Source organism: Venatorbacter sp. C2-1, from assembly GCF_022832715.1.
GTDB classification, from domain to species: Bacteria; Pseudomonadota; Gammaproteobacteria; order Pseudomonadales; family Oceanobacteraceae; genus Venatoribacter; species Venatoribacter alkanivorans.
The window spans coordinates 3,231,720-3,244,541 of record NZ_CP094879.1; the positions used below are offsets into that span (position 1 = coordinate 3,231,720).

The 12,822-nt window shown below is 49.5% G+C and carries 13 protein-coding genes; 8 read left to right on the plus strand and 5 right to left on the minus strand.

Annotated features, from left to right (window positions below):
* Positions 1-73: 73 nt before the first annotated feature.
* The 7 genes from MT343_RS14480 to MT343_RS14510 all read left to right on the plus strand — a co-directional run bounded on the left by MT343_RS14480 (position 74) and on the right by MT343_RS14510 (position 5,056).
* Positions 74-1,687, plus strand: coding sequence for an ATP-dependent nuclease (locus MT343_RS14480; protein WP_145466040.1), 1,614 nt, complete (start codon positions 74-76; stop codon positions 1,685-1,687).
* Between the two features lie 129 nt (positions 1,688-1,816).
* Positions 1,817-2,245 (plus strand): hypothetical protein, encoded by a 429-nt coding sequence (locus tag MT343_RS14485; RefSeq protein ID WP_145466041.1) that lies wholly within the window; start codon positions 1,817-1,819, stop codon positions 2,243-2,245.
* A 97-nt stretch (positions 2,246-2,342) separates the two neighbouring features.
* Positions 2,343-2,834, plus strand: coding sequence for a hypothetical protein (locus MT343_RS14490; protein ID WP_145466043.1), 492 nt, complete (start codon positions 2,343-2,345; stop codon positions 2,832-2,834).
* Between the two features lie 145 nt (positions 2,835-2,979).
* Positions 2,980-3,285 carry a hypothetical protein gene (locus MT343_RS14495; protein WP_145466045.1) on the plus strand — a complete coding sequence of 102 codons (306 nt, stop codon included), beginning with the start codon at positions 2,980-2,982 and terminating at the stop codon, positions 3,283-3,285.
* Between the two features lie 86 nt (positions 3,286-3,371).
* Entirely contained in the window at positions 3,372-3,713 is a 342-nt protein-coding gene (locus MT343_RS14500) for a toll/interleukin-1 receptor domain-containing protein (protein WP_145466047.1), read from the plus strand.
* A gap of 117 nt (positions 3,714-3,830) precedes the next feature.
* Complete coding sequence (locus MT343_RS14505; RefSeq protein WP_145466048.1) at positions 3,831-4,238, plus strand: hypothetical protein; 408 nt, start codon at positions 3,831-3,833, stop codon at positions 4,236-4,238.
* A gap of 77 nt (positions 4,239-4,315) precedes the next feature.
* Positions 4,316-5,056 carry a hypothetical protein gene (locus tag MT343_RS14510; RefSeq protein ID WP_145466051.1) on the plus strand — a complete coding sequence of 247 codons (741 nt, stop codon included), beginning with the start codon at positions 4,316-4,318 and terminating at the stop codon, positions 5,054-5,056.
* Positions 5,057-5,195: 139 nt separating this feature from the next.
* On the opposite strand, the gene MT343_RS14515 is transcribed toward MT343_RS14510, so the two are convergent.
* The 5 genes from MT343_RS14515 to MT343_RS14535 all read right to left on the minus strand — a co-directional run bounded on the left by MT343_RS14515 (position 5,196) and on the right by MT343_RS14535 (position 11,706).
* Entirely contained in the window at positions 5,196-7,337 is a 2,142-nt protein-coding gene (locus MT343_RS14515) for a 3-hydroxyacyl-CoA dehydrogenase NAD-binding domain-containing protein (protein WP_145466053.1), read from the minus strand.
* Positions 7,338-7,370: 33 nt separating this feature from the next.
* Positions 7,371-8,576, minus strand: coding sequence for an acetyl-CoA C-acetyltransferase (locus MT343_RS14520; protein ID WP_145466055.1), 1,206 nt, complete (start codon positions 8,574-8,576; stop codon positions 7,371-7,373).
* Between the two features lie 25 nt (positions 8,577-8,601).
* Entirely contained in the window at positions 8,602-9,738 is a 1,137-nt protein-coding gene (locus MT343_RS14525; protein ID WP_145466056.1) for an acyl-CoA dehydrogenase family protein, read from the minus strand.
* Complete coding sequence (locus tag MT343_RS14530; protein WP_145466058.1) at positions 9,735-11,015, minus strand: CaiB/BaiF CoA transferase family protein; 1,281 nt, start codon at positions 11,013-11,015, stop codon at positions 9,735-9,737. Before MT343_RS14530 ends, MT343_RS14525 begins: the two co-directional genes overlap by 4 nt.
* Positions 11,016-11,259: 244 nt before the next feature.
* Positions 11,260-11,706 (minus strand): MerR family transcriptional regulator, encoded by a 447-nt coding sequence (locus MT343_RS14535; protein ID WP_145466060.1) that lies wholly within the window; start codon positions 11,704-11,706, stop codon positions 11,260-11,262.
* A gap of 292 nt (positions 11,707-11,998) precedes the next feature.
* Between MT343_RS14535 and MT343_RS14540 the strand changes: the two genes are divergently transcribed.
* Positions 11,999-12,757 carry an SDR family oxidoreductase gene (locus MT343_RS14540; protein ID WP_145466062.1) on the plus strand — a complete coding sequence of 253 codons (759 nt, stop codon included), beginning with the start codon at positions 11,999-12,001 and terminating at the stop codon, positions 12,755-12,757.
* The last annotated feature ends 65 nt before the right edge of the window (positions 12,758-12,822 follow it).

Below are 12,822 nucleotides of genomic sequence, written 5' to 3' on the forward strand. Positions count from 1 at the left end.
TGTGTTAATGAGCATGCCTACGAATAAACTGTTATGTGCACTAGTGAGACTTGGCCTTAAGTCGGGAGTTATAGTGAAGATAAAAGAAGTCAAATTAAATCGATTTAAACGGTTTACAAACCTTACCCTAAAGGGGATGCCTGAAACCGCGAAGCTTATAGTTTTAGTCGGGCCGAATGGGAGTGGAAAAACATCTCTTTTTGAGGCGTTAAACCACTGGTATAAGTTCAGGGGCTTTAATAATCTAGGTGCTCAGGACTATTTGGAAAAGAACGACGGTGAGATATCCAGTCCGCAAAACTGGCGCCATATTTCACAAAATAAAGTAGAAATTTCATTCCATAATAATCAACAGTTAAACCAAGAACAAATTAAAGGTAAGTTCTATTTTCGTACTGCCTACAGAAATGAGGCAGACTTTACTGTTTCCAATCTAAATAAGCAGAATAACCCCGTGGAAACAATTAAGCTTCAAAATTTAATGCAGAACGACCAAACTGTTTCTGAAAACTATCAGCGACTAGTCGCTCAAACTTTAGCTGGTGTTTATCAACCTTCAAACAATACGAAGACAGTTGAACAGCTAAGAAATGAACTTGTTGGAAAGATAAAAAGTTCACTGTCTAATATTTTCGATGATTTAAATTTAAGCTCTATAGGTGATCCACTTTCAAACGGAAGCTTCTATTTCGAAAAAGGGTCAGCCAAAGATTTTCATTATAAAAACCTATCAGCCGGCGAAAAGTCAGTTTTCGATTTGGTGCTTGATATGATAATTAAGTCGAGCTTTTATTCAGATGCGATATTCTGTATTGATGAGCCAGAAGCGCATATGCATACAAGGCTTCAGTCTAAGGTGCTGAGAGAACTCTACAATTTAACCCCAGAAAATTCTCAACTTTGGGTTTCAACCCACTCAATCGGAATGCTCAAAGAAGCAGAGGATATTGAAGATGAAAATCCTGGTACTGTAGTTTTCCTTGATTTCGATAATAGAGATTTTGATCTTACAGAAGTTATTCAACCAACGCAGATCAGTAAAGCTATTTGGGATCGATTCTTTGATTTGGCATTTGCTGATTTCTCAAAACTAATTTCTCCTCAAAAAATCGTTTTCTGTGAAGGCACCAGCCAAGGTAGGAAATACAAGGATTTTGATGCATTTATTTATGGAAAAGTCTTAGGTGAGAAATATCATAGCGCATCATTTGTTTCCGTGGGATCGTGTTCAGAAATAGAAAATTTAGAAAATACATCTGTCAAGATTGTTTCCAGCATTTTGAAGTCTTCAGAAATTATCAAGTTTGTAGATAGAGATGATAAAAGCGACGCTGAAGTAAAGGAACTTTTGGAAAAGGGAATCAAGACCTCTATTAGAAGACACATTGAATGCTACTTACTCGATGATGAAATAATTCGCAAACTATGTATTAGTTCAGGGATGGAAGATCGTATAGATGAGTGTATAGAAGCTAAGACTTTAGCTATTCAGGAAAGTGTAGAGCGTGGTAATCCAAGAGATGATATTAAGTCAGCAAGCGGAAAGATATTCACTGAAGTCAAAAGAATTCTTGGTTTAACTCAATGCGGTAATAATAAGTGTGCATTTCTTAGGGACACTGTAGCGCCGCTAATTACCGAGGATACTCAGGTATATAAAGAAATCGAGAATGAGATATTTGGTTAGTATGAAAACACATAACAAGCGGCAGCAGACGGAATCGGCAAAACTGTCACCTTTTGTGCTTTTCGCACAAAAGCCGCCATTTTTACCTCGCCGCTGTGCCGGGCGTTAGGCATTCCAATAGACATCGAGATGGAAATTAAAGAACAATTTTGGGCTCTATGTGATCGAGTCCAGATAGAGGATGATAAGGATTACGGAATAACACCGGAGTTCGGTGAATTGCTATTTGAGATTCTTGATTTCGTAATGTCAAACCCAGAGAGTGAGGAAATCTTCAAAGAGTGTTTTGTTGAACTTGGTTTGCATCCAGAAAGATATACTGAATGGATTCTTTTGTATTGTATGAGGGATTTGCGCTATCCCGAGGTACAGATGGCAATAAACAAGAACTTTGATGACCTGGGTGGAGTCAATGGTGCGCCCCGTTTAATGAATTTTGTCAGCCATGTAAACTGGGCATACGACAATACTCCCTGGGAAGATGCGGATTTTTTTAAATACCATTGGGAAAAAGAGCATCCAGGTGAGCCGTGGCCATTGGAGCCAAAAAATGCCTAACAAAGCCAACCAAGATAACCCCAGCAAGCTGGGGTCGGACCTCCGTTCCGGTGCTTCGCGCCTACACTACGGCCCGTGTTGGCGACGTTAAATGCTCATGAACTATGTAGCTAATATCGAAGAAAAGATTGAGTTCATTCGTAACCAGTTTTCGCCGTTGATTGGCAGAAAGGTGCGTGGGTACGAGCTAGCACAGTTGTGGTGCGAGGATGAATGCGGGTGGGATTTCTGGATGGATCTCCCAGTTTTTCTATCATTTGATGACGCAACACTTTCAATCTCTTGGAAGAATTTTGATGAATTGGCGATTGCGTATGATAGATGTCTTCCATTTTCTCTAGAAGGCTCAACTGTTCGCTGGGTATGTGAAGGAGTGTCGTCGCTTGATAGCGCAATTGGAAAAACATTGTCGTTTGTTTCCATTGGCAGAGGCGAGATGAGTATTGAAGAAAAAGAAGTTGAAATATGGACCCGGCTTCTCATTGGTTTTGAAGGCGGCAATGTATTGGAGATATACAATGCCCTTGATGAGAACGGCATCGAATTTCACCAAAAGGGAGTTTTGGGAGAGTCGCGAAAATGCATTTAACAAGCCCAAGCAAGGGACCAAACTACGCTCCACTAATTTGTGGTTCGCTGCGCTCACTCTACCACAAAATTAGTTCCACTACGTTTGGCCCCTATTGGGGGCGTTATGCGTAAGGACCCTCTGACTCAAAGGCATAGAGAGAAATATGGCTATACATACTAGAACACCGGAAGTAAAAAAATCCCATGGGGAGTCTTTGGTGAAATTAGGTGAAAGACTTCAAGAGAGTGTCATATACTCTTGTTTCCTAACACCTTTTCTTTATTTTGGTAAGGCGCTCTTTGAGGGAGATAATGAAAAAATTTCAAACTATATAGCGGTAGTTGTTGATGGTTCTGATTTTCTAATAGTGTTGCTAATCCTAATGGCAGTCGCAATTTGTTTTGGAATTTGGTTTAAAAATAAAGGCTACGACCTAATTGAGGCTGCAAACCGTGAATTACTCAGATAACAAGGCCATTAAATTCGCTCCCTACGGTCGCTGGACGCTCGCAAGCTCGCGCCATTTATGGCGGCGTTAGGCAAACAGGATAATTTATGGGCAAACGCACCCAAGTGTTCGTTAGTTATAGCCACGCTGATAGTGAGCATCTTCTTCGGCTAAAAGTTCACCTGAGGCCCTATGAGCGAAATGGGCAGGTTGACCTTTGGGTCGACACCAAGATCAAAACAGGCCAAAAATGGCGCACAGAAATTGAAGGGGCCTTAGAACGCACCGCGGTAGCTGTGCTACTAGTATCAGCGGACTTTCTTGCGTCTGACTTTGTAGTGGAAAACGAACTTCCTCCACTGCTCTTAGCAGCACAAGAAGAAGGCGTCACCATTTTACCGGTTATCTTGAAACCATGCGCCTTTAACGCGACGAAAGAAATTTCGTAGTTTCAAGCCGCAAATGCACCGTCGAGCCCGCTGATATCTTGTAGCGAAGCAGAGCGAGAAGCTATTTGGGTTAAGGTCGCTGAAGCTGTAGGTGAGGCTGTGGATAGGCTTAGCCTAGTGCCCGACGAAGAAGATAAACCTGTAATCCCATACTTTGAGACGTTCGACTGGGCAACTGAAATCATCCGTTCGGAAATAAGCGATCCATCTGTCATTGATGAGTATTCAGTTTACGAGTACCAACATATTGATTGCTTGGAATTCATGCCTGCCGCTGCTGCGGTTCTCCAAGGTATTCCTAATCAAAGCGAAGTTTTGAAAGCAGTTCGAGCCAAGTTTCTATCCTCTGGCTGGGAAGGTGATGGAGAAATTCAAATCATGTGGATTCCTCCTTTCATGGGAGCAGGAGTTGAAGACACGTGGGGACTTGCGGTCTGGTTTGTAAAGCAAGCGAACAACGGAACTGCTTTCTTGGCGTCGCCAGTCAAGTTGCCGTTCTCACGACTCCTGGATCAGCAATGGTAAGTTCGCCTAACAAGTCAATCAACCGGAAGCTGCTAAAGCGAGCCGGTTATTTCCAGCGTTAGCTGCCGAAGGAAGATATGACCGTAAATTGGATTACCGCATATAACCGACTATTTAAAATCATCAATACTGATGGTGATTACTACTATAGCGGTTCTGCGTTCATACAAATGGCGCAGCAAGTTGATGATAGCGTCCCAAGCTACAATCAATATATACAGCTTAGAAATCAGCAAGGGAAAAGTACTTCACGTAAAGATTTCTACTGGGACAGTATAAATAGCTTGGAAGAGCCGCAGAAGTATCAGCTATTCCGAATTTTCATAGAGGCATTGGAGCCTTACGTTAAAGATGAAGTTGAAGGTGTTCGTTCAGTTATTTTCGGCGGAGGCTCTGCGGTACCAACAACAGTTATTCCACAGAAACTGTGGAGCTCAGAGAAACTTAACTTATCTCTGAAAGATATTGATAAGGCCATTGATGCTCAGCAATTTAACCGAGCAGTTACATTGGCATATACATGCCTGGAAGGCTTATACAAAGCTTACGTCCGTGAGAACATCCCTGACCAAGCGCACGTAACCAGTTTAATTCCTCTGTCAAAGCTGGTGAAAAATGATATTTCAGAAAAGCTGAAGGCAAAGGGTAATTTCCCGGAAGAAATTGTTAATACCATACCAACATTAACTAATGGCATCGCTAATTCTCGGAATAGCTTTAGTGAGTCACATTTCGCTAAAGATGCGAACAAATGGCTTGCCATTTATGCCAGAGACTTAACTAATTCAATAGGTAGGCTGTTATTGCACTTCGTATAGCAGCTAACAAGACAAGGCAAAATCGCCCTGCGGGCTGGACGCGCTAACGCGCGCCTTTGCTTGCGGCGTTACCAAAAACCAAAAAGCCTGCCGGTTTCCCGGCAGGCTTTTTTATTTCACGCTTAATCTAACAACCATCTCAGGCGTAGAAGGATTTTCCTTCAGCCGCCATTTCCCGCAGCATTCCCGGGATTTTGTAGCGGTCGCCAACATTGGCGGCCAGCTGGTCGGCATTGGCGATAAAGGTATCGATGCCTTCCATGGTTTCTACAAAGGAGATTACGCCGCCGGTCTGTGGCGCAAAGCCCCAGCCGAAAATGGAGCCGATATCGACTTCATGGGCGCGGGTAATTACGCCTTCGGCCACACAGTGCAGGGTTTCTACCGCCTGTGCGTACAGCAGACGCTGTTTTACGTATTCCACCGATGGCTGTTCAGCCGCCAGCGGGAAGCGTTCTGCCAGTCCGCTCCACAGGGATTTTTTGCCTTGTGGGTCTGCGGGGTAATCGTAGAAACCAACACCGGCTTTTTTACCAATGCGCTTGGCTTCGTGCACCATGTACTGCACCACTTCGTCAGCCGGGTGCGATACATAGGCGTCGCCCAGGTCTTTCTGGGTCTGGCGGCCAATGCGGTCCATCAGTTCCAGCGTAACTTCGTCGCTCAGCGCCAGCGGGCCGACCGGCATACCGGCCAGTTTGCCTACGTTTTCGATCAGCGCCGGTGATACGCCTTCTTTCAGCAGGGCCATACCTTCGAGCACGTAGGTTTTAAATACACGCGAGGTGTAGAAACCACGGCTGTCGTTAACGGTAATCGGGGTTTTCTTCAGTTGCTGCACATAATCCAGCGCCCAGGCCAGGGTATGCTGCGAGGTTTTTTCGCCCATAATAATTTCCACCAGCGGCATTTTGTCGACCGGTGAGAAAAAGTGCAGACCAATAAACTGCTCAGGGCGTTTGCTGGCTTCGGCCAGACCGGTAATCGGCAGGGTCGAGGTGTTGGAAGCAAAAATAGCATCATCACCCAGCACGGCTTCGGCTTTGGCAGTAACGTCGGCTTTAATAGCGCGGTCTTCGAATACCGCTTCGATCACCAGATCACAACCTTTCAGGTCGTTATAATCAGTGGTGGCAAGAATGCGTGCCAGTGTGGCATCGGCTTTTTCCTGCGCCATTTTGCCGCGTGATACACGTTTTTTCAGCAGGCCTTCAGAATAGCTTTTGCCTTTATCGGCGGATTCCTGCGCGGTATCCAGCAGCACCACTTCCATACCGCTCATGGCGGAAGAATAGGCAATACCGGCACCCATCATACCGGCACCTAAAATACCGACTTTGTTAAACTGTTTTTTCTCCACTCCTTTGGGGCGGTTTTTCAGTTTATTGGCATCCTGCAGCGCCACAAAGAAGGTGCGGATCATGGCTTTTGCCTGATCAGACAGCAGCAGCTCGGTAAAGTAACGCGCTTCAACATCCAGAGCCTGATCAATTGGCAGCTGACAGCCTTCAAACAAGGCCTGCAGAATACGCTGTGGTGCGAGGTAATTACCCATGGTTTTCTTGCGCAGCATGGCTTCTGCGCCCATAAATACCTGCGCTACCTTTGGTGACTGTACTTCGCCACCCGGTAATTTAAATTTCTTCTCATCCCACGGCTGTACACAGGCTTTCGGGTTATCCAGCAGCCATTGTTTGGCCGCTGCAATCAGTTCTTCCGCGGCAACCACGTCGTTAATCAGACCGGCAGCTTTGGCTTCTTTCGCTTTGGCCTGAGTCGCCTGCAGCAACCACGGCATCGCCGCCTGAATACCCAGCATACGTGCCAGACGCTGAGTACCACCGCCACCCGGCAGCAGACCCAGATTCACTTCCGGAAAACCGAACACGGCTTTTGGATTATCGGCAGCAATGCGGTGATGACAGGCCAGCGCGATTTCCATACCGCCACCCAGTGCGGTGCCGTTTAATGCAGCCACAATCGGCTTACCGCCCTGTTCCATACGGCGCATAATCTGATGCAGGCTGCGCACAAAGCCGATAATGGTTTCGGCATTTTGCGGCATGGTCTGAATTTCTTTTAAATTCGCGCCGACAACAAAATCGGATTTACCTGAGGTTAATACAATGCCTTTTACCGCATCGTTGGCCAGCAAAGTTTCGAGTGCTTCGTTCAGTGCAATTACTGCACTCTGTGCCAGTGAGTTTACCGGCCCGTTCTGATCGTCCCAGGTTAAAACCGCAATACCTTGAGCGTCGATTTCATGCGTAAATGTAGTCATAACATATCCTTTAATCTGTCAAAGCCTGCGCTTTTAAACCCGTTCGATAATGGTGGCAGTCCCCATACCGCCGCCCACGCACAGATTGATTAATGCGGTGTTCAGGTCGCGACGCTCCAGTTCATCCAGCACAGTGCCAAGAATCATGGCACCAGTTGCCCCCAGCGGATGGCCCATGGCAATGGCACCGCCGTTGACGTTGATTTTGCTGTGGTCAATATTCATATCTTTCATAAACAGCAGAACAACCGAGGCAAAGGCTTCGTTCAGTTCCCACAGGTCAATATCGCTAGCCTGCATCATGCCGTTTTTCAGCGCTTTACGCGCAGACGGCGCCGGACCGGTAAGCATGATGGTTGGTTCAGAACCAATAGACGCTGCCGAGCGGATACGGGCACGTGGTTTTAATCCCAGCGCCTGACCCATTTCTTTGGTACCGATTAATATCGCCGAAGCACCGTCAACAATACCGGAGGAGTTACCGGCGTGGTGCACGTGATTAATGCGCTCAACCTGCGGATACACCTGCTGGGCAATGGCGTTAAAACCCAGACCGCCGTGCATTTCGAACGATGGCTTCAGACCCGCCAGCGATTCAACCGTCGCTTCCGGGCGCATATGTTCGTCACGGTCGAGCAGGGTTAAACCGAGCTGGTCTTTCACCGGAATAATGGAATTTTTAAAGTAGCCATTATCCCAGGCGTGTTTGGCGCGACGCTGTGATTCCACCGCGTAGGCGTCCACATCGGCACGGGAAAAACCATTCAGGGTGGCAATTAAATCAGCGGAAATACCCTGAGGTACAAACGACAATTTATTGGTTACCGCAGGGTCGGTGTAATAAGCGCCACCACCGGCACCCATCGGAATGCGTGACATACATTCCACACCACCACCGATGGTCATCTGTGCTTCACCGGCTTTAACTTTGGCGGCAGCCATATTCACCGCTTCGAGGCCTGAAGCACAGAAACGGCTGACCACAGTACCGGCACAGGTTTGTGCATAGTCGGCCATTAATACCGCGGTACGGGCAATATCGGCACCCTGTTCCATCACCGGTTCCACACAACCCAGTACCACATCGTCAATCTGAGAAGTATCCAGATCGTGGCGTTCCTGCAGGCCACGCAATAAACCCGACATCAGGCTGACCGGTGTTACTGTGTGCAGGCCGCCGTCTTTTTTACCACGACCGCGCGGTGTGCGTACCGCGTCGAAAATATAGGCATCAGTCATTTAAAAACTCCTTGTGCGCACAGGCTTAAATAGTACGCGAAATAATTTCTTTCATAATTTCAGAAGTACCGGCGTAAATACGCTGTACTCGCGAGTCGGCGTAAGCACGGGCAACCGGGTATTCCCACATATAGCCGTAACCGCCGTGCAGCTGCACACACTCGTCGATAATGCGGCACTGTGCTTCGGTGGCCCAGAGTTTGACCGAGGCCGCAGCGTCGATGCTCAGTTTGCCTTCGCAATGCAGTTCCAGACAGCGGTCAACGTAGCACTGGGTTACTTCCAGTTCGGTGCGGATTTCGGCCAGTTTAAAGCGGGTGTTCTGGAAAGAAGCCACCGGCTTACCGAAGGCTTTACGCTCTTTCACGTAGGTAACAGTAGCGTCGTAGCAGGCACGCGCCGCCGCGGCGCCAATAATGGCCACGCTCAGACGTTCCTGTGCCAGTTCCTGCATCAGATAAATAAAACCGGCGTTACGCTGGCCGAGCAGGTTTTCTTTCGGAATGCGTACGTTGTCGAAAAACAGCTCAGAGGTATCCTGCGCTTTCATACCGACTTTTTTCAGGTTCTGACCGCGGCTGAAACCGGCACGGTCGGCTTCGACCAGAAACAGGCTCACGCCTTTGGCGCCGGCGCTGGTATCGGTTTTTGCGACCACAATATAGAGGTCGGCCATCTGACCGTTGGTGATAAAGGTTTTGGAACCGTTAATCACATAATGATCGCCGTCTTCGGTGGCGGTGGTACGCACACCGGCAAGGTCGGAACCGGTGCCCGGCTCGGTCATGGCGATGGCGGTAATCACTTCACCGGTACACATTTTTGGCAGCCATTTCTGTTTCTGCTCTTCGCTGCCGTAATGCAGGATATACGGGGCAACAATATCGGAGTGCAGGGAGAAACCCGGGCCTGAAGCAAACACATAACCCTGCTCTTCGATGGCAATAGCCGAATAACGGAAATCCACACCGGCACCGCCGTATTCTTCCGGAATATGGGTGCATAAAATGCCGGCTTCACCGGCTTTCAGCCAGGCTTCACGGGAAATATGACCCTGTGCTTCCCACTCTTCCCAGTGTGGCTGAATTTCGCGCTGCATAAATTTGCGCACGCTGTCGCGGAACATGTTGTGCTCTTCGGTAAATACACTGCGTGGGATCATACCGTGGTCTCCTTGGTGCTTGGTGTCGATGATTTGTTATTACTGTTATCGGTGGATGTGGCCATTTCGTGTCCGGCCTGACGGATTACTCCGCGGCTCAGCAGTTGCTGAATATCGGCCTCGGCCAATGCCAGCTCCTGCAGAACGCTGAGTGTGTGTTCGCCCTGCTCCGGGCCGGGTTTATCGGTGATGTGTTTTTGTTCGCCAAACTGAATGGCCGGTGCCGGACAACGGATTTTCTGCCCCTGGGCGGTGGTTAATACCTGCACCATTTCCCGCGCCAGTAACTGCGGATGCTCGAACGCCTGCTGTGGGCTTAAAATCGGCGTGACGCAGCAATCGGTATCGGCAAACACTTCGCGCCAGTGGCTTTGTGGCTCAGAGGCAAAAACCTCTGCCACTTCAGCACGTAATAATTCGGCTTTGGCGCCCATATCCCAGTACCGGTTTTGCCACTCCGGATGACCCAGAACTTCGCAGACCTGATTCCAGAATTTTTGCTCCAGCGAGCCCACCGCCATATACAGATCGTCGGCGGTTTTATAAATGCCATAACAGGGGCGCGCACCGGTCAGCATGTCCTGTCCGCGCGGTAATGATTTACCCATTAAATTCATGGTCGCCAGCGGAATCACATTGTGCGCAAAGGTGCAGTCGGTCATGGAAATATCGAGGTAACAGCCTTCGCCCGCGCCGCCATTTAATTGCGAATTCAGGCGGCCAACCACGCCGCCTAAAATAGCCATGGCGGCACTGAGTGAGCCACCGGCCAGATCGGCAATCTGGAAATTACTTAAGGTCGGCGCACCACCGGCTTCACCGACCTGATCGAGCACACCGGCGGTGGCGCAGTAATTCATATCGTGACCGGCTTTTTCAGCCCAGGGGCCGGTCTGGCCGAAACCGGAAATGGAACACACCACCAGCCGCGGGTTAACCGCTTTCAGTTGTTCATAAGCCAGACCAAGTTTTTTCATCACGCCGGGGCGGAAACTCTCAAGCAGGATGTCGGCTTTGGCCACCAGCTTCATCAGCAGTTCATGACCTTCTGCCGTGGTGAGGTCGAGGCTGATGGATTCTTTACCACGGTTAAGAATATGAAACGCCGGGCTGACAAAGCCTTTTGGCATGCCCAGTGAGCGGGTGTAATCGCCGGCGCCGGTGTCTTCCACCTTAATAACGCGCGCGCCCATATCGTGCAGGTGCATCGAGCACATGGGTCCTGGCAATAAACGCGACAGATCCAGCACCAGCATGCCGGACAGGGGTAAAGTCATGTTGCGCCCTCATTATTGTTATCTGCAGGCTTGTGCCCGTTTTACGGCGGTGCTGTTGTCCATTAACCGCCGTTCGTCGTGAGCTTGCAAGGTATTCCGGCCGGGCCGGAACAGGGGCTAGTGCCGCTGAGTTACCTTAACGTAACTCAGACTACCGGGGGGAGCTGTGGGGGGTCAATGTGCAAATCGCTCAAGCGGATTGACAGATTTGCACTTATGAGAGGAAAAATCGTGACGAAAAAGATCAGCCTGGCTGGTCGTCTGACAATGGCAGGCGCTGCAGAAACTGCTGGTACGCCTCTTCCGGCGCAATATCGAGCTGGCTGAGATCGGCACCGGCGGCCTGCTCGACGTTCTGCAGCTCGGCGATGGTGGCATCGAGATCGCGGCGCTGGTCTTCCAGCTCCTGCAAACGCGTGCGGCACTGATGCATTAAGCCCAGCAGACGTTCCGGATTGGAGCGGTCGGCGTCATACAGATCGAGGTAGGATTTGGTGTCTTCCAGCGAGAAGCCCACACGTTTGGAGCGCAGCACAATTTTCAGCCGCGCGCGCTGGCGGTGATCGTAAATCATGGTGCGTCCGACGCGGCGCGAGGTAATAAGCCCCTTGCTCTCGTACAGACGGATGGCACGGGGGGTAATGCCGAACTCAGCGGCCAGATCGGCAACGGTGTAATAGTTATCGCTCATGTGCATCGGCAACAGGGAAAACGCGCAGTCTACCACTGCGTGAACGGATTCCCAGCATCTGCCCCAGAATCAAGCCCACCATCACCCCCACCATCAGCGGATAACACGGCCTCATGCTATCGGCGTATAATCGGGCGGATTTTTATGTTTCGCCTGCGCTAATAGGTCAATACGGGACAAAAACTGACTATAATCTGACCGTCTGTTTACCCTCTGTCCCGGCTGCAGTTCTGGTTTTCAGCAAGGCCGCGGCGAACAAACAACCCCCTTTTCAACATTTCAGGAGTTCTGTATGGATCTGCAAAACAAAGTGGTCGCCATTACCGGCGCGGGCCAGGGTCTGGGTCGTGCGATGGCGGTTTATCTGGCAGCAAAAGGGGCACGGATTGCCATTATCGACCTCGATCAGGGTCACATGGATGAAACAAAACGCCAGGTCGAAGCGGCCGGCAGCAACGGCAACACTTACCTGTGTAACGTTGCCAATGAAGAACAGGTAGAAAGCACCTTCGCCGCCATTGCTGCAGATATGGGCGGTCTGCACGGTCTGGTGAATAACGCCGGCATTCTGCGCGACGGTCTGATGGTGAAAGTAAAAGACGGCGAAGTCAGCAAGATGAGCCTGGCGCAGTGGCAGAGCGTGATCGACGTGAACCTGACCGGCGTGTTCCTGTGCGGACGCGAAGCGGCGGTACAGATGATTAACGGCGGCGAAGGCGGCTGCATCATCAATATCTCCAGTATTTCCCGCGCCGGTAACATGGGTCAGAGCAACTACTCTGCCGCCAAAGCCGGTGTTGCCAGCATGGCCGTTGTCTGGGGTAAAGAACTGGCGCGCTACGGCATCCGTGCCAACGCCATTGCACCGGGCTTTATCGCCACCGAAATGACCGCCAGCATGAAACCGGAAGCACTGGAAAAAATGACCGCAGGCATTCCGGCCAAGCGTATGGGACAGCCGGAAGAAATCGCCTCGGCCGTCGCTTTCCTGCTGGAAAACGATTATATGTCGGGCCGTATTATTGAAGTGGACGGTGGTCTGCGTCTGTAATCCGCCAACCCGGGTTACTCCGGGGATATTTCCGCAAAATAAAAAACGGCAGCTTTGGCTGCCGT